This window comes from Endozoicomonas sp. YOMI1 (assembly GCF_024606345.1).
In the GTDB taxonomy this organism is placed as follows: domain Bacteria; phylum Pseudomonadota; class Gammaproteobacteria; order Pseudomonadales; family Endozoicomonadaceae; genus Endozoicomonas.
Window position 1 is genome coordinate 1 of sequence record NZ_JAHHPM010000232.1, and the last position, 19,151, is coordinate 19,151.

At 48.5% G+C, this 19,151-nt stretch carries 17 protein-coding genes and 1 pseudogene; 11 read left to right on the forward strand and 7 right to left on the reverse strand.

What is annotated here, in order from left to right:
- Window positions 1–204 precede the first annotated feature (204 nt).
- Window positions 205–1,641, reverse strand: coding sequence for a hypothetical protein (locus KDK15_RS08080; RefSeq protein WP_257294849.1), 1,437 nt, complete (start codon window positions 1,639–1,641; stop codon window positions 205–207).
- A gap of 503 nt (window positions 1,642–2,144) precedes the next feature.
- Between KDK15_RS08080 and KDK15_RS08085 the strand changes: the two genes are divergently transcribed.
- Both KDK15_RS08085 and eno read left to right on the forward strand, forming a co-directional pair.
- The gene (locus KDK15_RS08085; protein WP_306800273.1) at window positions 2,145–2,297 is read left to right on the forward strand and encodes a DUF406 family protein; all 153 of its coding nucleotides are present in this window, start codon (window positions 2,145–2,147) and stop codon (window positions 2,295–2,297) included.
- A 275-nt stretch (window positions 2,298–2,572) separates the two neighbouring features.
- Window positions 2,573–3,865 (forward strand): phosphopyruvate hydratase, encoded by a 1,293-nt coding sequence (eno, locus tag KDK15_RS08090; protein ID WP_257294850.1) that lies wholly within the window; start codon window positions 2,573–2,575, stop codon window positions 3,863–3,865.
- Window positions 3,866–3,975: 110 nt separating this feature from the next.
- Here eno and KDK15_RS08095 read toward each other — a convergent pair whose 3' ends face one another.
- On the reverse strand, window positions 3,976–5,946 hold the full coding sequence (locus KDK15_RS08095; RefSeq protein WP_257294851.1) for a WD40 repeat domain-containing protein: 1,971 nt from the start codon (window positions 5,944–5,946) through the stop codon (window positions 3,976–3,978).
- Window positions 5,947–6,284: 338 nt separating this feature from the next.
- Here KDK15_RS08095 and KDK15_RS08100 point away from each other — a divergent pair, with 338 nt between their 5' ends.
- The 9 genes and pseudogenes from KDK15_RS08100 to rpoS all read left to right on the forward strand — a co-directional run bounded on the left by KDK15_RS08100 (window position 6,285) and on the right by rpoS (window position 13,682).
- Complete coding sequence (locus tag KDK15_RS08100) at window positions 6,285–6,557, forward strand: septum formation initiator family protein (protein WP_306800274.1); 273 nt, start codon at window positions 6,285–6,287, stop codon at window positions 6,555–6,557.
- Window positions 6,558–6,635: 78 nt separating this feature from the next.
- Window positions 6,636–7,370 carry a 2-C-methyl-D-erythritol 4-phosphate cytidylyltransferase gene (ispD, locus tag KDK15_RS08105; RefSeq protein WP_257294853.1) on the forward strand — a complete coding sequence of 245 codons (735 nt, stop codon included), beginning with the start codon at window positions 6,636–6,638 and terminating at the stop codon, window positions 7,368–7,370.
- A pseudogene (ispF, locus tag KDK15_RS08110) lies at window positions 7,370–7,874 on the forward strand (2-C-methyl-D-erythritol 2,4-cyclodiphosphate synthase). Before ispD ends, ispF begins: the two are co-directional and overlap by 1 nt.
- Before the next feature lie 125 nt (window positions 7,875–7,999).
- A complete protein-coding gene (truD, locus tag KDK15_RS08115; RefSeq protein WP_257294854.1) occupies window positions 8,000–9,142 on the forward strand; it encodes a tRNA pseudouridine(13) synthase TruD in 1,143 nt (380 codons plus the stop codon).
- Window positions 9,143–9,159: 17 nt separating this feature from the next.
- Window positions 9,160–9,909 carry a 5'/3'-nucleotidase SurE gene (gene surE, locus KDK15_RS08120; protein WP_257294855.1) on the forward strand — a complete coding sequence of 250 codons (750 nt, stop codon included), beginning with the start codon at window positions 9,160–9,162 and terminating at the stop codon, window positions 9,907–9,909.
- Window positions 9,906–10,574 (forward strand): protein-L-isoaspartate(D-aspartate) O-methyltransferase, encoded by a 669-nt coding sequence (locus tag KDK15_RS08125; protein WP_257294856.1) that lies wholly within the window; start codon window positions 9,906–9,908, stop codon window positions 10,572–10,574. The genes surE and KDK15_RS08125 overlap by 4 nt, the downstream gene beginning before the upstream one ends.
- 124 nt (window positions 10,575–10,698) lie before the next feature.
- Complete coding sequence (locus KDK15_RS08130) at window positions 10,699–11,628, forward strand: DUF368 domain-containing protein (RefSeq protein ID WP_257294857.1); 930 nt, start codon at window positions 10,699–10,701, stop codon at window positions 11,626–11,628.
- Between the two features lie 137 nt (window positions 11,629–11,765).
- Window positions 11,766–12,548 carry a peptidoglycan DD-metalloendopeptidase family protein gene (locus tag KDK15_RS08135; RefSeq protein WP_257294858.1) on the forward strand — a complete coding sequence of 261 codons (783 nt, stop codon included), beginning with the start codon at window positions 11,766–11,768 and terminating at the stop codon, window positions 12,546–12,548.
- A gap of 102 nt (window positions 12,549–12,650) precedes the next feature.
- The gene (gene rpoS, locus KDK15_RS08140; protein WP_257294859.1) at window positions 12,651–13,682 is read left to right on the forward strand and encodes an RNA polymerase sigma factor RpoS; all 1,032 of its coding nucleotides are present in this window, start codon (window positions 12,651–12,653) and stop codon (window positions 13,680–13,682) included.
- 70 nt (window positions 13,683–13,752) lie between these two features.
- Here rpoS and fdxA read toward each other — a convergent pair whose 3' ends face one another.
- The 5 genes from fdxA to KDK15_RS08165 form a co-directional block, all read right to left on the reverse strand.
- Window positions 13,753–14,076, reverse strand: a complete 324-nt coding sequence (gene fdxA / locus KDK15_RS08145) for a ferredoxin FdxA (protein ID WP_101747078.1) — start codon at window positions 14,074–14,076, stop codon at window positions 13,753–13,755.
- Window positions 14,077–14,318: 242 nt separating this feature from the next.
- Entirely contained in the window at window positions 14,319–16,901 is a 2,583-nt protein-coding gene (gene mutS, locus KDK15_RS08150) for a DNA mismatch repair protein MutS (protein WP_257294860.1), read from the reverse strand.
- Window positions 16,902–16,932: 31 nt separating this feature from the next.
- Window positions 16,933–18,234 carry a site-specific integrase gene (locus tag KDK15_RS08155; RefSeq protein WP_257294861.1) on the reverse strand — a complete coding sequence of 434 codons (1,302 nt, stop codon included), beginning with the start codon at window positions 18,232–18,234 and terminating at the stop codon, window positions 16,933–16,935.
- Window positions 18,207–18,398 carry a hypothetical protein gene (locus KDK15_RS08160; RefSeq protein WP_257294862.1) on the reverse strand — a complete coding sequence of 64 codons (192 nt, stop codon included), beginning with the start codon at window positions 18,396–18,398 and terminating at the stop codon, window positions 18,207–18,209. The genes KDK15_RS08155 and KDK15_RS08160 overlap by 28 nt, the downstream gene beginning before the upstream one ends.
- A gap of 333 nt (window positions 18,399–18,731) precedes the next feature.
- A partial coding sequence (locus tag KDK15_RS08165) for a hypothetical protein (protein ID WP_257294863.1) occupies window positions 18,732–19,151 on the reverse strand: 420 nt, incomplete at its 5' end.

The following is a 19,151-nucleotide window of genomic DNA, read 5'->3' on the forward strand; positions in this document are numbered from 1 at the left end:
CTGAATAAAGACTGTGCCAATCACCCTTCGACTCCGCTCAGGGTGAACGGAGATTATACACCTCAAACTCATTGAAATGGTGTACTAGGAGGCTTATATGGTCCGCCCCGTAGCGAGGTTGGTATTAAATTAAGGATGGAAATTCCATTTGTGAGGTGAAGCGGTTCTATTTACCGAACTGCTTCCCAAATCACCACAGCTTAATCATAAGAATGCGGTAAATTCAGTTGCAATATCCTTCTGGGCTCCGAAATCAATCCCTGCCTTTTTGGCCATAACCCTCCTTTCATTTAGCATCTTAATTGTTTCAGCTTGTCTTCGGGACAAGGTAACCTCCGGTGGCTTGTCAAAGTGTATATTCAGTTTTGCAGCATGACGCTGACTGGCCGCCAGCGCACTTTTTTGTTCCGCGACATGTTTGAGTGCTGAGTCTATATCCTGGTGTTTCAACGGTGGCCCTCCTGGGCTAACTAATGTCTTCTCCTGCAGATACATTCTCATCTTGACAGCTTCAATGATGTCAATTCCTTTTTTATTAGTGACACCGCTGATACCCTGATTGCAACAATAATATTTTACCGGTGCTATGGTTTTTGGGTACATATATTCTGGTATCTTTTTTCTTAATAATTTCATTCGCCATTTATGTTTTTGAATTTCACTGGTTCTCGTTCCCATTACCTCTGTGCTAAGGGTAGCGGCATCGAGAAATTTACCAGCATCCACTCCAGAGCAGTCGGATGATGCAGCATCATCTGGTGTTACTGGTAAATTCTGTTCTTCCTCTACCATAAAACGCTTTTTTAATTCTTCCCTGAAGAATTCATAGTGAGGAGCATACTCATTTTTTGTCTCTGAGAGATACGTATCCAGCTGATATTGGGTGACCGGAAGCTTGATGTTGGTTTCTACCTTGATATAAAAAAGAGTCAATAACTGTTCTATGCCATTGATCGTTACCTGGGCGTAAATAGCACCGGTTCCTACGTGATAAAATACTTTGTCAACGGTGACTTTGCCCGAAGTGCCAAGCTGGTTTGCAAGCTCACTGCCCTTAATGATGTCAACAGTATAAATATCCAGTTGTTCTGACTCATCAGGAATGTAAATCATACTGTTAGTTTCAAAGCAGTGCAGACTCATGGGAGGGATTATGCTGTCAGGGGCATTAACAGGCATCGTTTCTTCGAAAAATTGATCATCTGCATCGCTATTATCCGCAATAGCCACACATAATGTATCCTTGACATTTAATGATGTGGGCGCGTAATCAGTGGATTTGCCGCGGGAGGCATTCTCATTAAACCAGAATGAATAGAATCGTTGCGGATCATCATCGGAAAAACAGCATTCTAATTGGGCAGAATCTCCTGTTGATGAGGGTTCCGCTGTCGTGGTTTCACCAGGATGAGTATCCTGGTCTGAAGCAAGAGATACTAAGAAAAAACCGTCAATTTCACGAACTGATATGTTGTATGAAGAAATTTTTTCTGGCTGGCAGCTGCTTTCTTGAGAAGACAATAGATAGCTTAAAACGTTGGCGACAGAAACCGGGATGCTCAGAAACCTGGTAACAATAGAGGTATCTGGAGGATAGCCAGTGTTTTTTGAATCCATTGTATTTGATATTGAGTTAAACATTGATTGCTCTATAATAACTTCCGTTTATGAATAAATTTTTTTAATGCGATTCGGTTGTTCCTGTTTTTGCGTCCAATCCTTTTTCTTAGGATCCGGTTCTTATTTGTTTTGACCAATAATTTGTAATATGGTTCCAATTTATTTTCGATTTTTCCCTTATCAACCAATAATGTTTTGATTTTCAACTTATTAAAATCAAAATATTATTAAGGAGCAGTGAAAGTAGTTTAAGATGATTAGTGTTTGGTTCTTCTTTGCAGTAGTGGTTAACTATTTATTGCTAATTGATTAAGACATCTATCTTATTGTTGGTTTTTTCAGAAAACCATACCTTGCTTATCATCATCTGGCATTCAACAGGAGGCCTGATATGGAAAATACCACCGCTGAACTGGAAGTTGTTGCCGATCACTGTTTTGAGATTGGCGAGGTGATTGTACCCGGGGATACAAACTTTGTAATGACAATATAAAGGAGATACTGAGCAACAGGCTAACAATCAGATGGCAAAGATGGAAGCACTGGCAAACAGTATTTCTGACCACTGCCAGATAAATAAAACGGTGAATCACCATCAGGTCAGTATCATCATTGATGCCATATTTGATTTTGACTGCACTGCAGAAAAACTGATTTTTGAATTGTATCTCAGGTAGTAAATTTTTCTTATATTGTTATTATTATTGCCTGATGAATATTTGATCATTGACGCCTGGTTTAAACGATGGTTAACAGGCGATTGTCAGTAGTTAACAGTAACGATCAAAAATCCACGAAGCTCAATGTTGGCGCGGTGTCCAGCGAATTTGTAAGGCTTTGACACAGGATTTTCCGGTGGTATAGTTGCCGCTCCCGTAACAATGCCACCTATCTTTTACGGTATTGCTTACCTCTCACTTGAAAATTCCGAATTCTTCACCCGGAGTATCTCATGACCGCTATCAAGGAAATCAAGGCTCGCGAAGTCCTCGATTCTCGTGGTAATCCCACTGTTGAAGCTGATGTCATTCTTGAGTCTGGTGCCTTTGGTACTGCCTGTGCTCCCAGCGGCGCTTCCACGGGTTCCCGCGAAGCTCTGGAACTGCGTGATGGTGATAAGTCCCGTTACCTGGGCAAGGGCGTTCTGAAAGCCGTTGCCAATGTCAACGGTTCTATCCGTGAAGCACTGCTTGGTTTTGATGCCAATGACCAGCGTGGTCTGGATCAGAAGATGATCGATCTGGACGGCACTGACAACAAAGCCAAGCTGGGCGCTAACGCTATCCTGGCGGTGTCTCTGGCCGCTGCCAAAGCTGCTGCCGTTGATAAAGGCATGCCTCTGTACGCGCACATTGCTGAGCTGAACGGTACTGCTGGCCAGTTCACCATGCCAGTGCCGATGATGAACATCCTGAACGGCGGTGAACACGCTGACAACAACGTCGACATCCAGGAATTCATGATCCAGCCAGTTGGCGCCAAAAACTTTGCTGAAGCGCTGCGTGTGGGTGCTGAAGTATTCCACGCTCTGAAGAAAGTGCTGTCCGACAAGGGCCTGAACACTGCAGTGGGCGACGAAGGTGGTTTTGCCCCAAACCTGGCTTCCAATGCAGACGCTCTGGCGGTGATCAAAGAAGCCGTTGCTGCGGCCGGTTACACTCTGGGCACCGACATCACTCTGGCTATGGACTGTGCGGCTTCCGAGTTCTTCGAAGATGGCAATTACAACCTGAAAGGCGAAGGCAAAGTCTTCACCTCCAACGAGTTCTCTGATTACCTGAAAGGTCTGGCCGAAGAATACCCGATCATCTCCATCGAAGATGGTCTGGATGAATCTGACTGGGACGGCTTCAAGTACCAGACTGAACTGCTGGGCGATAAGATCCAGATCGTTGGTGACGATCTGTTTGTAACCAACACCAAGATCCTGAAAGAAGGTATCGATAAGGGCATCGCTAACTCTATCCTGATCAAGTTTAACCAGATCGGCTCTCTGAGCGAAACTCTGGATGCGATCAAGATGGCCAAAGACGCTGGCTACACTGCCGTTATCTCTCACCGTTCCGGTGAAACTGAAGACGCTACCATCGCTGACCTGGCGGTAGGTACCGGCGCTGGCCAGATCAAGACCGGTTCCCTGTGCCGTTCTGATCGTGTAGCCAAGTACAACCAGCTGATCCGTATCGAAGAGCAGCTGGAAGGCAAAGCGCCTTATCGTGGTATTGCTGAATTCAAGCGTGCCTGATTAGCAGTCACTGCTGATTGAAAAGGGAGGCCCTGAGCCTCCCTTTTTGTTTGCCCGGCAAAGCGGGAAAACCCGTCAGGCTGAAAGAAAGTTAATCCGTCGATCGCCCTTCATCTGTGAGCTTTTGAAGCAGATCTTCGGGCCTTTTTGTTTGGGGGAGGCGATGGTTCATTTAAAGAGCACTGGGGATGTGGCGCTAAATCTTTCTTATGAAGGTGCCAGACCTGAACCAGTTGACCGTCATTACTAATGGTTACTAAATGGCCCCCGTTGGCACTGAATGTTACCGAGTCGAGCCTGTAGCGATGGTGCACCGTCGCTTTGTGTAACCAGTTGCCATCTGCAGTGTAGCCATAGATTTTGGCGGCACTATCATTTCTGGCATCGATGACAATATGGGAGCCATCATGGTTGAATTGGGCTGAGTAAACCCCGCCTTCTGTGGTAAAACTGCCGCTTGTTATCCAGTTGCCACTGGCCGTACGAGTGTGGATTTTGGCGTTGCATTCAGATAGAGATATTACTGAGTAGTTGCTGGAAAATGTCAGGATATGGTGGCCATCAGCGCTGAACGTGGCTGAGCTGATCCCTAGATTATGGACAATAACCTGTTGTTCTGACCAGTGCCTGGCGTTTGCATCATACCGGTAGATTTTCGCTGTACTATCGCTACTGGCCGTTACTAAATAGTGACTATCGGGACTAAAACTGGTAGAGGCAATCCGCCGTGTATGGTTAATAGTGGTTTTTTCTTGCCAGTTGTCGAGGGTATCAAAACTCAGGATTCTGGCAGTATAATCGAAGCTGGCCGTTACTGCATGGCGGCTGTCAGGGCTGAATGAAGTGAAGGTGATTTCTTGGGAGTGGGTAATATAGGTTTTTTTTGTCCAACAGTTATCGGTGTTGCCGCTGAAAATCGTTGCGGTGCGATCCGGATTGTGATTCTCGTCGTTGCTAATGGTCATTATATGTTTGCCATCAGGGCTGAATTCAGCTGCAGTGACTCTGCCATTATGGTTCAGAGTGGCCAGCTCCAGCCAGTTGCCGTTGATATCACGGCCATGGATTTTCACCGTGTGATCGTCACTGGCGGTGACTATCAGGCTGCTGTCAGGGCTGAATTTTGCTGAAAGAACATCCCCTTTATGTTTCATTGTTGTTGTCACTGCCCAGCGGCCAGTCTTATCCATTGAGCAGATTATGGCCCTGCGACCACTCCTGACCATTACTGCATGGCGGCTGTCGGGACTGAAAGTCGCCGAACTGATAAATCTATCAGAAATGATGAGTTTTTCTGTCCAGCTGTCGTCGGCATTACAGCTGGTGATTTTCGCGGTCGAAGCCGTGTGGCTCAATATATGCTGGTTGTCAGCGCTGAAGGCGATCTGCAGGACCCTGGCTTCATGGGGAATAGCTATCTCTGCGGGCCTTGTGGAGTTTTCCGTTCTGCCATAAGTTCGCGGACCACAGCGAGTGTAACTGTTGGTCGCCAGATAGCGGGCATCGTTGCTGAGCGTCGCTGATGCGGCAGTATAGGGGATGCAATTGATGGATATTGCCAATTCCGGATGGAAAGTACGACAGTTGACCATCAGCTGGCCCACTGTGTAAAACAGGATTTGCGGGAAATATTTCCCTTTTTGTGGTTCCCGTGCCGGTATATCGTCGTCTGTTACTTTCCCGGCTGAATGGCCACAAATAGTGCTGATCAGCGTTTCATTCCCGGTAAACTGCCCCAGCCAGGCTTTCAGTTCATGGTTGCTGATGTTTTTGGCAATCTGTATGAATTGCTGCTGCTGTCGTGGCTCGAACTTTTTAAACCAGATTCTGGCGAGCAGGTGCTCTGCGCGGATTTTAGTCAACAAAGACGAACAGGTCTGTGCCATGGCCTTTATATCACGGTCCCCTAAAAAACCCAGTATGTGCCTCATGGGTAGCTCTGGCAGATCCAGCAATAGCAAAGGCTTTTGGCTGGAAGCGGCGGCGATGCGGGTGCTGGTTCTGTTTTTCACGGGCAGGCTGGTGGTGGCAGCCGGGGTGGTATAGCTGTTGGTACTGCCAATGGGGTTGCCAGTCGGCATATTCCGAACTCCCGGGTCTTTGGCTTACGGGCGATGGGTAGCTGGTACCAGGTTGAACTCAACAGATAGCACAGCATTCTTGGGTGTAGAGAGCTGTCTTTCGGTCATAAATATCCAAGATAGTAAGAACGATCATTTGAGTTGCTTATTTTGATGCCTGGCTTTTTGTTAATGACCTTCATTAATGTGAAACAGTTCAAATAACTGATCATATGTTAAACCACAGGTACTCCTGTTAAACTCCATCGTTAAGTCTCTATTGATACCCCAGCTTCTTGCATCCTGTTTCTGGTGTTGTCCATACTGCTGGATAGTGACGGTTTAAAGCGGAACTGATGATGAAAAAACTGGCAATAGCCCTGTTGTCACTGCTGATGGTTTACCTGCAAACCAGGCTCTGGATTGGTGAAGGCAGTCTGGCTGAAATGTTGACACAAAAAGATAACCTTGAGCGTTTCAGGCTGGAAAATGAACGTTTGTACCAGCGTAATCGTCTGCTGGCCAAAGAGGTTGTGGAGCTACAGCAGGGGATGGAAACGGTTGAAGAGAGAGCGCGTCAGGAGCTGGGTATGATCCGCAGTGATGAAACGTTCTTTCTGACTTACGATTAAAGGGGATTATATTTTTCCTGTATTGGTCAGGAGCCGTTCCTGAGCGGGCTTCTGGATGTTCAAATTAAGGGTGTCAGAGTGAGTAGCGTAGAAACCATGAACACGGTTCGTTACTGGGCGGTTGTTCCGGCAGCAGGTGTTGGCCGCCGAATGAATATCGATATTCCCAAACAGTACCTAGAAATCAAGGGCAAGCCTCTGATGGTGCATACTCTGGAGCGATTGCTGGATTTTCCCGGGCTGGAAAAGATAGTGGTGGTTCTTGATCATAATGATGAGTATCACCAGTCCATCGAACTATTGAGACATCCGCGAGTTCTCCTTGCTCAGGGAGGGGATGAGCGTTACCGCTCGGTACTCAATGGTCTGAAAGTGCTACTGGATATTGCCAATCTTGATGACTGGGTTCTGGTTCATGATGTGGCCCGCCCCTGCATTCGCCGCTCCGATATAGATTGGCTGATCAATCAGCTCCATGATCACCCTGTCGGAGGTCTGCTGGGTAGCCCGGTTACCGATACCATCAAGAGGGCCGGAGGCAATGATGTTGTGTCCGAAACGGTAGACCGTCAGGGGCTCTGGCATGCAATGACACCCCAGATGTTTCGTCTGGGAATGCTGCACGATGCAATGGCAAAAGCGATAGCGGATAAGATGCCGGTAACGGATGAGGCCAGTGCCATTGAATACGCTGGCAAACAGCCCGTCATGGTGGAAGGGCATGCCGATAATATTAAGGTGACCCGGGGAACTGATTTGGCTCTGGCCACTCTATACCTGGAACAGCAGTCAAAACTTATTGAGGTCACTTGATGCGTATTGGTCCGCGTATTGGTCTGCGTATTGGCCATGGTTTTGATGTTCACCGCTTTGGTGAAGGTGATTATATTGTTCTGGGGGGGGGTGAAAATCCCTCACACCCACGGATTGGTGGCGCATTCTGATGGCGATGTGCTGCTCCATGCCCTTTGCGACGCGCTGCTGGGAGCAGCAGGCCTGGGTGATATTGGCAAGCATTTTCCCGATACTGATGAGCGTTATGCTGGCATTGATAGTCGCAAGTTACTGCGTCATGTTATTGCCCTGCTTGAACAGCACGACCTGGCTCCAGTGAATATGGACAGTACCATCATTGCCCAGTCTCCTAAAATGTCACCGCACATTGATCAGATGCGGCAGAATATCAGCGAAGACATGGGGATTGATCCATCTCTGGTAAACGTCAAAGCGACCACCACAGAAAAGCTTGGCTATACCGGTAGAAAAGAAGGTATTGCGGTGCACGCCGTCGTTCTGTTGATAGATCTGGGGTCATGACCCAAAACATGCAGCCTTCTGGACAGGAGGCCCACCACTCATGGTTATTTTTCGGTATTACCTTTCAATAACTGCGTTAAACTCGGTATTGTTTGTTGTAAATTTTGCTTTGTTGAGTGCGCATCATGGATGCAGATGTACCGATGCCTGCCGATTACTGCGTTGATTGGTATTATGCCTTTGGCGGTCCTTTGGGTAGTTGTCTTTTCAAGTCCTGTTATGAAGATTTTCTGGTTGATGAGCTACTGCCTTTTGAGCCGAAAGGTGAAGGTGAACACCTATTTCTGCTGATTGAAAAAAAAGGTGAGAATACCGACTGGGTTGCAGGGCTTCTGGCGAGACATGCAGGAGTCAGAAGACAGTCGGTGAGTTATGCCGGGAGAAAAGATCGTCATGGAATTACACGTCAATGGTTTTGTGTTTCCCTGCCTGGTATGGCTGATCCCGACTGGAGTGGACTGGAGAGTGATACCATACGGATCATTCGACAGGCACGCCACCGGAAAAAACTGAAAACCGGAGCCCTGAAGGCAAATGAATTCTGTATTACATTGCGGAATATTGACGCTGATCCTGTACTGGTTAATACCCGTTTAGAGCAGATATCTCGTGAAGGGGTGCCTAATTACTTCGGTGAACAGCGTTTTGGTCATGACGGACGTAATATTGAAAAAGCCGTCCATATGCTGGCTGGAAAATTCAGGGTTCAGCGTAATAAACGATCAGTCTATCTGTCTGCAGCCCGATCCTGGCTGTTTAACCGGGTTCTGTCGCAAAAGGTCATTGACGGTGTCTGGAACCAATACCTTTCCGGAGATGCATTAGGATTTCCAGATAGTAATAGCCTGATTTTTGCAGTGCCGGATGAAACCATGATCACCCGTCTGGGCAATGGTGAATTAAGCCCGACTTCACCGCTGTGGGGGAGGGGATCATCGAAAGTGACTGACCAGGTGCTGATGTTCGAACAGTCTGTCACTGCCGGATATCCCCAGCTGTGTGATGGACTTGAGAGGGCCGGTTTGCTGCAGGAGCGCAGAGTTAACCGCCTGATGCCCCAGCAGTTCACCTGGTTGTGGGAAAGCAGTCCGGAAGGAAGTTCACTGGCATTGCGCTTCCGGCTGCCAAAGGGCTGTTTTGCAACTTCTGTAATCAGGGAGTTGTTTGATTGTTATGAAGAAAACCATTCTCTTGAAAAAGTCGTGAAAAACAGTCGTGAAAAGAGTCATGCCGGTCAAGACAATGGGCTTGAGAAAAGCTTGGATTAATTCAGGATTGATGGACTATGACCATATTGCTATCCAATGATGATGGCGTTACCGCCAGGGGATTGGCCCTTTCGTTTGCCACCATGAAATCACACGGTCAATGCTGGGTAGTGGCTCCGGATAATGACTGTTCTGGCAGGGGGCATGCCCTCACTTTGAACCGGCCATTGCGTATGAAAGAGCACGACAATGGGTTCTTCAGTGTGGACGGGACACCGGCAGATTGTGTCAATCTCGCCGCCAGTGGGCTGTTTGGCCGCCTGCCGGAACGGGTAGTTTCCGGTATTAACAGTTGCGCAAACCTGGGCGATGATGTTCTCTACTCGGGGACTGTGGCTGCTGCCATGGAAGGACGCATGCTGGCAAAAACCGCAATCGCTATTTCATCCTGTGGTCAAGAAGATCACCACATGGAAGTGAGCGCCAGAGTGTTACACGATTTGATGTTGCGCCTTGATGATCAGGTCTTGCCAGAAGGCACGATACTCAATGTCAATGTGCCGGCCTGTGGTTATGAAGATATCCGTGGCATGAAAATTACCCGGCTCGGCCATCGTCACCCGTCAAAGCCCCCGGTAAAAATGACCGATCCCCGTGGCAATACGGTCTGGTGGATCGGCGGTGTTGGTAAGCCCCTGGTTGCAGAGGAAGGGACTGATTTTCATGCGGTGGCTTCTGGCTATGTATCCATTACCCCATTGCAATACGATAAGACCGGCCATGCAACGTTATCACTGATGGAGGATTGGCTTGGAGTCTGTGTATGAGGGATCTTGAAATTGATGGTATCGGTATGACGTCACGCCGGACCAGAGAGCGACTGATCCAGCGTCTGCTGGATCAGGGTATTCAGTCCGGCAAAGTTCTGGATGCCATTCGCACCATTCCCCGTCATCTTTTTCTTGATGAGGCGCTGGCACATCGTGCTTATGAAGATACAGCATTGCCGATTGGTCATAATCAGACTCTGTCCCAGCCGTATATTGTGGCCAAAATGACGGAAGTGCTGTTGGCTCAGGGTGAACGGAACAAGGTGCTGGAAATTGGCACCGGATCCGGTTATCAGACCGCTGTGCTTGCTTCGCTGGTGGCTAAGGTGTACTCCGTGGAACGTATCAGACCATTGCAGGAGAAGGCACAGCAGAGACTGTCCAGGCTATCTCTGAATAATGTTCGGCTTCGTCATACCGATGGTGGTATGGGTTGGCCAGAGGAAAGTCCATTTGATGGAATTATCGTCACGGCGGCACCCGGAGAAATTCCTGCAGCGTTGTTGAGTCAGCTGTCTCCGGAAGGTGGCAGGCTGGTAATTCCAGTTGGAAGAAGCGACTTTCAGGATCTTGTACTGGTGACCAGAAACGGAGATGAGTATCAGCGCAAGGTGTTGGAAGCTGTCCGGTTTGTACCATTGCTGGCGGGTGTTATACGCTGATACTTGATAAAAAAAGACATTGCATTCTTTTTTACAACGTGCCCAAACAAAAAGTAGTCAGTCCGGGATGGCTGATGGCATTGAGTGCCCTTTTTTATTTAACCTCTGTTCCAAAGGTCAGAACATGTCAAATTATTCTTCTTACTTTGCCCTCATCGCCAGGGGAATGGCCATGGGGGCCGCCGATGTTGTGCCGGGAGTATCTGGTGGAACCATCGCATTTATTACTGGCATTTATGACCGGCTGTTGAATGCATTGAAAAGTGTTAACCCATCGTTACTGAAAGTACTTGGTGACGAGGGTGTTGCCGGTGTGTGGCAGAGGATAGACGGCACATTTCTGGTGTGTGTGTTTGGTGGTGTGCTGACCAGTATTCTGTCATTTGCCCATGTGATTACCTGGTTTCTGGCTACCTATCCAGAGATGCTATGGGCATTCTTTTTTGGTCTGATTCTGGTATCCGGGCTGCATATGATTCGTCAGGTTCATCACTGGCATGCCGCGACCATCATCACTCTGATTGCTGGTATTGTGATCGCATATGCTGTGGGTGTGTTAACCCCAACCAGTCTTGAGCCAGAGCCGGTGACGCTGTTTTTTGCCGGTAGCATTGCTATCTGCGCCATGATTCTGCCAGGCATCTCTGGGAGCTTTATTCTACTGATGATGGGGTTGTATGGTCCGGTAATTGATGCCGTAAAGAGTTTGAATTTCAGTGTACTGATCGTTTTTGGCCTGGGCTGTATCGGTGGTTTGCTCAGCTTTTCCCATGTGTTGTCATGGCTGTTAAAAAAGCACCGTGATCTGGCCATTTCACTATTGACCGGCCTGATGCTCGGGGCTCTGGGCAAAGTCTGGCCATGGAAGGAAACGCTGGAAACACGGGTTAACAGTTCCGGGGAACTGGTCCCACTGATTCAGGCTAATGTTTCTCCGATGAATTATCAGGGAATTACCGGGCAGCCTGCTTATCTGGTTGAATCTATTGGGCTGATGATTTTTGCCATTGCTTTGGTGGCGATGATTGAGTGGGTGGATAGTAAAAAGCACTAAATAAGTGCGCCAATATAGGCGAAAATACTGATATCGGTATAATATTTTAAACCATGGATTAATTTTTATATTCTTTTATTTAATAAATGATTTTTGTGGGCATGCAGGGTAGTGGAGTTGATAAAGTGTTGGATTTCATGAAAATCACTCTGATTAATTTGAGTGATTGCTCAAAAAAAATACTTTTCCTAATCGCCTGCCTGCTGACTGCAAGTTGCAGCCATGACCCGGCCAGGGTTACGGTTACTGACCTGAGATCGCCGCCGAAGGTGACCTCAGGTCAGCATATTGTCCAGAGAGGGGAAACTCTTTATTCAATAGCCTGGCTCTATAGCAGAGACTTCAGAGAGTTGGCCCAAAAGAATAATATTCGAAGCCCTTATACTATTTATCCGGGCCAGAAAATAAACTTGTCTATCCACCGGTCCGGGGTTACTACTTCTTCAGGAACTCCAGTCAGGCAGCCGAAGAAAACAATCGCCAAAAGCTACGCTCCGGTTAAAAAATATACAGCAAAGAGTTCGGCGCCAAAAAGTACCGCTTTCAGCAGCAGTGGCTGGCAATGGCCTGCGAACGGAAAAATTATTTCCGCTTATTCACTCAAAATGCCTGTTAACAAGGGGATTGATATTGGCGGCGAATTAGGAGAGCCTGTAAAGGCAGCAGCCAGTGGCGAGGTAGTGTACGCAGGAAGCGACCTGTCCGGCTATGGCAGGCTGATCATTTTGAAACATAATAGTAGCTATCTGAGCGCATATGCGCACAACAAGGATCTATTGGTGAAAGAGGGAGACTCAGTTAAAGCGGGCCAGAAGATAGCCGAAATAGGTTCTACAGGAACGACGGAGCCTAAGCTGCACTTCGAAATTCGGCGTGATGGTAAACCGGTCGACCCGATGGGGTACCTTCCAGGGCGCTGATGACGAAGGTCAGTGGCTGTTGTAGTAGAGGGATCTCACGGGTGTCGGTGCAACCTCGGGTTGCCCGGCATAGAGTGGGACTTTCGGATAGGACTAACTCTTATGGCATCGAAGAGGGATGACGCAGAGCTAAGCAGTTATGCTGACGATGTAATCCAAGGACAGGATGAATTGAGCCCGGATGAAAATGCCGGTGACCTCATTGAAGTGGTTGACGAAAACGATGATATCGATAAGCCACAGCCTGCGGCTGTGTCTCCGGTTAATACCAGTCGTCGAAAAGAAGATGATGGGTTTTACAAATCCATTGATGCAACCCAGCTGTACCTGAATGAGATTGGCTTTTCACCTCTCCTCACCCCCGAGGAAGAGGTCCACTATGCCCGCCTTGCCCGAAAAGGGGTAGAAGCGGGTAGACGCCGGATGATTGAAAGTAATCTCCGGCTGGTTGTTAAAATCTCCAGGCGCTATGTCAACCGTGGTCTGACACTGCTTGATCTGATTGAAGAGGGTAACCTTGGTCTGATTCGTGCGGTTGAGAAATTTGATCCTGAACGTGGATTTCGTTTTTCAACCTACGCTACCTGGTGGATACGACAGACGATTGAGCGGGCGATCATGAATCAGACCCGTACGATTCGCCTGCCCATTCATGTGGTTAAAGAACTGAATGTCTATCTCAGGGCCGCCAGGGAATTAACCCAGAAGCTGGATCATGATCCCAGCCCGGAAGAAATCGCCGAGTTGCTGGATAAGCCGGTGGCTGATGTAAAGCGGATGCTCGGTCTCAATGAGCGGGTGACTTCGGTTGATACGCCACTGGGGCCTGACTCTGATAAATCCATTCTGGATACGATTTCTGATGAGAAAGGTGCTGACCCGGCAGAACTGTTACAGGATCTGGATCTTAATGACAGTCTCGACCGCTGGTTAGGTGAGTTATCAGAAAAACAGCGAGAGGTCGTTGCCCGTCGGTTTGGTCTCAGGGGTTATGAAACCAGTACGCTTGAGGAAGTTGGTAGGGAGATTGGTCTGACCCGTGAACGGGTAAGACAGATTCAGGTAGAGGCTTTGAAGCGGCTTCGCTCTATTCTTGAAAAGCAGGGGTTGTCAGGAGAGTCCCTGTTTAATTGATGGTCTGTCATTGAATTACTGCTAATAAAAAAGCCATGGGTAACCCTCATGGCTTTTTTTGCTATTGAACTCAGCGTTCCAGCTGGTCCAGCTTGCCCTTCACGCCATCCCACTCTGCCGCATCAGGGAGAGGATCTTTCTTCTCGGTAATGTTATCCCAGACATCCGCAAGCACGGCGTTCAGTTCGATGAACTCCTGCTGATCGTCGGGAACCTCATCTTCGGAGAAAATAGCGTTTGCCGGACACTCTGGCTCACAAAGAGCACAGTCAATACATTCATCCGGGTGAATAACCAGGAAGTTTGGTCCTTCATAGAAGCAGTCCACAGGACAGACTTCCACGCAATCGGTGTATTTGCACTTGATGCAGTTTTCACCCACTACGAAAGCCATGGTGGTTAAACTCCATTTGATCTGACTGAAAAAAAGTACCGCCCGGTTTTGCTGTTATATTCGTGACAAAAACTTAGTTCACGAAAGCATTTCATAATGTGACCTGAAACATTATGTCAGGTTCTCTTAACAGAACCTGAGGCAATACAAAAAACATCGGGCAAGTTTACCAGAGTTGTAAACCCGCTGGATAGCCGGGATGACCATAAACTTATACCGGTCAGGGTATAAGAACAATTATATTATTTTTCCAGTCCCTTGAGCGTATAGAGCAGCTCCAGAGCTTGGCGGGGTGTCAGGTTATCCACGTCTGTTTTATCCAGAACTTCAACGGCCGGGTGTGGCTCAGGACTTGCGAACAGATCAGCCTGAGGTGTGAAAGTAGCCTTTCCGGATGGTTTTGCAACAACCTGTGGAACGGGTTCCTGTTGTTCCAGCATGGCCAGTTTCTGTCGTGCCTGGTTAATAACATGTCGGGGCACCCCGGCCAGTTGTGCCACCTGCAGGCCATAGCTCTGGCTGGCAGGACCTTCCTGCACCGCATGGAGAAAGACAATGCGATCGTCATGTTCGGTCGCATTGAGATGTACGTTCACCACCGTATTGCACTCTTCGGGTAGCTGGGTCAACTCAAAGTAGTGGGTGGCAAACAGCGTGAATGCCCGTACTGAATCCGCCAGATATTGAGCGCAGGCCCAAGCCAGGGAGAGCCCATCGAAGGTGCTGGTTCCGCGGCCGATTTCATCCATCAGTACCAGACTCTGCTCGGTAGCATTATGAAGAATATTGGCGGTTTCCGTCATTTCCACCATAAAGGTTGAACGACCACCGGCCAGATCATCCGAGGAGCCGATGCGGGTAAAAATCCGATCCACCAGACCAATGCGAGCCCGGGATGCAGGTACAAAACTGCCAATATGAGCCAGCAGAACAATCAGTGCCGTCTGTCGCATATAGGTGGATTTACCGCCCATATTGGGACCGGTAATGATCAACATACGACGCTGAACACTGAAGGTGACATTGTTCGCCACAAACGGTTCATCCAAAACCTGCTCAACAACCGGATGGCGGCCTTCAATAATTTCAATACCAGGGCTCTGCAGGATTTCAGGACGGCAGAAATTCAATGTCTCAGCACGTTCAGCCAGATTGCTCAGCACATCCAACTCTGACAGTGCCATGGAGCACTCCTGAAGCGGTTCCAGCCTCGCCACCAGTTTGTCCAGAAGCTCATCGTACAGTGCTTTTTCACGGACCAGCGCACGACTTTTGCTGGACAGCGCCTTGTCTTCAAACTTTTTCAGCTCCGGGGTAATAAAGCGTTCAGTATTTTTCAGGGTCTGGCGGCGAATATAGTCTACCGGGGCGCCTTCGGATTCACGGCGGCTCAACTCGATATAGTAACCGTGTACCCGGTTATAACCGACTTTCAGGCTGGGCAGGCCCGTACGCTCACGTTCCCGTAATTCCATTTGAACCAGATAGTCACCCGCATTCTCACTGATGGAACGAAGCTCATCCAGCTCGGCGTCATAACCTTCGCCGATCACACCTCCATCACGGATCACAACAGGTGGGTTCTCAATGATGGCCCGGGTTAATAAAGCTTCGAGCCCGGGGTGTTCATTGATGCTTTCTGCCAGTTGATGCACAGTCTGGCTATCAATCACCGCCAGTTGTTGCTGCAGTTTTGGCAGTTGCTGCAGGGCATCCCTTAACCGTGCCAGATCCCGTGGTCGGGCTGACTTCAGGGCAACCCTGGCAAGAATACGTTCAATGTCGCCAATATGTTTGAGAATGGGGTAGAGGGACTCAAAATGGCAGCCATCTTTCAGGGCGTTGATTGCTGACTGGCGGGCCTGCAGTTTGTCAATATTGCGCAGTGGCCGGTTGATCCATCGTCCGAGCAGGCGGCTGCCCATGGCCGTGGCTGTGCGATCCAGCACGGCGGCTACCGTGTGCTCCCGGCCGCCATTCATATTGGTGGTCAGTTCCAGATTTTTCCGGCTGGCGGCATCCAGAACCACACTCTCTTCCCGGTTTTCCTGTGCCAGGGCGCGAATGTGGGGCAGAGCGATTCGCTGTGTTTCCCGGGCATACTGCAGCAGACAGCCAGCCGCCTCAATAGCCAGTGTTAAGTGGCTGCAGCCAAAGCCATCAAGACTTTGCGTCTGGAATTGTCGGATTAATTGCTCAACAGCACTCTCATGATCAAAGTCCCATGGGGGGCGTTTGCTGGCACCGGGGCGACGCAGTAATATCTCAGGCCAGTTGCGGTCGTCATTCAGCAATACTTCGGCAGGGCTCAGGCGCTCAACTTCAGAAAGCAATGCCTCTTCACCCGTCACCTGAAGTACATTGAACCGGCCACTGCTGATATCGAGAAATGCCAGCCCATAGCGGTTTTTCCGCTGGTTTACCGCCATCAGCAGATTATCCTGACGCTCATCCAGCAAAGCTTCATCACTGACGGTACCGGGGGTCAGAATACGAACCACCTGACGCTCCACCGGCCCTTTGCTGGTTGCCGGATCACCAATCTGCTCGGCAATGGCAACGGACTGACGCAACCGGATCAATCTGGCCAGATAACCCTCCGCCGCATGGTATGGAATACCCGCCATGGGGATTGGTTCGCCACCGGATTGCCCTCGTTTGGTCAGGGTAATGTCCAGCAAGTGTGCAGCCTTTTTGGCGTCGTCATAAAACAGCTCGTAGAAATCACCCATCCGGTAAAACACCAGGTGATCCCTGTGCTGCTGTTTGATGCGCAGGTACTGCTGCATCATCGGAGTGTGGTTGGAGAGGTCTATTTTATCCATTAAATCAATATGTTAGGCAATTTTGTTGAGTTTATGGGGCATTTTTGGGGCAGTTTTTCGCGGCTTTACACGACGTATGACCCTTGTTCTCTAGTGCTAGCCAGATACGGTTCACCTCATTTTGACTCTCTGCGTTCATCCAGCGACCGTATTTTTTAACAAGCATGGAGTAATCCGTGTGACCCATCTGATCGGCAATAAAAGCAATGTTACCATGAGCGGTTAGTTGCCAGCTGGCAAAAGTATGGCGTGTTTGGTAAATTCTGCGATAGGTGACTTTGCACCTTTTCAGGATATTTCGCCACTGGCTGCTCAATGAGCTTTCTGAGTACCAGACTGAATCAATGGCGTGGTGGTTTTCATGGGGCAGGGCAGTGGTCGGCCTGAAGACAGGGCGCACCGTTTGCTTTTCCCTGGCCTGCTTGTCCAGATGGATCACAATATCGATGACGGGAAACAGTTTTGTATATTGTCGCTGGGCTTTCAACGCCTCGAGTGCTGGCGGTAACAGGTATATGGTCCTGATGCTGTCTGTTTTGGGGAGCTTGAAAAATTCGCCATCATCATCTTTTGCGATGTTTCTTTGTACCTTGATCGTTCCTTTTTCAAGGTCGATGTCTTCCCAGGCTAACGCTCTGGCTTCACCTGTCCGTAGACCGGTGTATACAGAAAGAGTGATCAGGTTTCTGTGGGACGGGTGCAGCAATGGATCATTCATGATCCGCTGATACTCCTCCAGCTCCAGTGGATAGGGCTGGGACTTGCCAATTTTGAACCGTTTACAGCACTCGCTTAGTTTGAGATCGGTGTAACGATTTGCTTCTGCAAACTCCAGCATTCCACGCAGGCAGGCGAGGTAATGATTCAACGTTGCGGGTTTACGGGTAGCAATCAGGTCGGCACGAAGCCGGTATATATCCTTAGGCGTCAAAGAGGAAACCATGCTTTCACCGTCGAGTAATGTGACGCAGACTTTCAACCCGTCCTTGTATCGTCTTAATGTCTGCGTGCCAATATCGGCCGCTTTGATGGGGAGATATTTTTCTTTGAGCTTTTCAAGCTTGATTTCCTTAAGGGTGTCAGTACGACCCAGCCGGGCAGCATTGCTGCTATCAGGAAATCTTGCCTGATAATCAAAGTATTTGGTTTTGATTTCATGAAGTACTGTCGATCTCAGGCCGACAGCGAATTTAACATTTTTTTTGGTTGGGGCCAGCCCTAGGGATTCGCGACAGCGAACCCCTTTGTAGGAGAAAATAATTCTGAGAGAGTTGCCGTGTACTTCAACACCGGCAATCCCTTTTACTAACTCAGCGGCCTCGACTCTGCCCATTTGTTGTAACCTGTTTTACTGAATAATAAACGGTTGTCCGGGGCATGACGCCATACCAGGCCCTGTGGCCAGTTACCTTTAGAGACTTTTTTCCGGATAGCTTTTTCTGTGTAGCCGGTTTCCTCGGCCATTTTTTTAACGGTAATCCACTCAATCCCTGACATAATTACCACCATTCCTGACAAGAACGTCATGCTCTGTAGGTAACTGGGTTGGCTCTTTATTAGATGTTTCCATGGTACAAAAGTTCCTTTTTGCCTCAGGCCACTTGTCTGGCCAGTCTGGTGAGATTTGCCCGCACCAGTGTTTGGTTGGTTTTAGTTTCGGTTTTCATGGTACAAAAGTTCCCCTCCGCTGAATTAAGCGGTTTTAAAAAAAATTGCTTTCTTTGGGTACGATGGTTATGTCACTTATGCGAATCTGATTCGCATAAGCACAGTGTTAGATTCTTAGATCAATCTCCATACCCACAGTTACCTTTGGAGACTGGATACCTCTCACAACGATACTGCTGGGCTGCAACACCGGCTCTCCCGCTGACCCTGTACCATCCCTACGGTTGACAGCCTTCCGGTCAAAACGTAAGCGGTACGCTCGCTGAATATATCCCATGAATCTCCCAGGTATTCAATCCAGTCTTTATGCGGGGTAACTTTGCCGTCTACTATTTCAGCAGGCACAACGCAGATACCGTTTTCATATTCGCCGGTTGCCCAATTAATTGACGGCTCACCTGTTTCAGATTGAAAATGTCCAAACCTGATAAATACAGGAAGAGGTTTGTTTAACCTCTTGATTACTGTTATATCCCCTTGATAGGGGTAATCTTCTAATTTCATTCTCACCTCCTGATGGATCGAATCTAACGAATAAGGATAGATTGCGCCCAGCCGCAATCTTATCCTGTTGTTGCACAA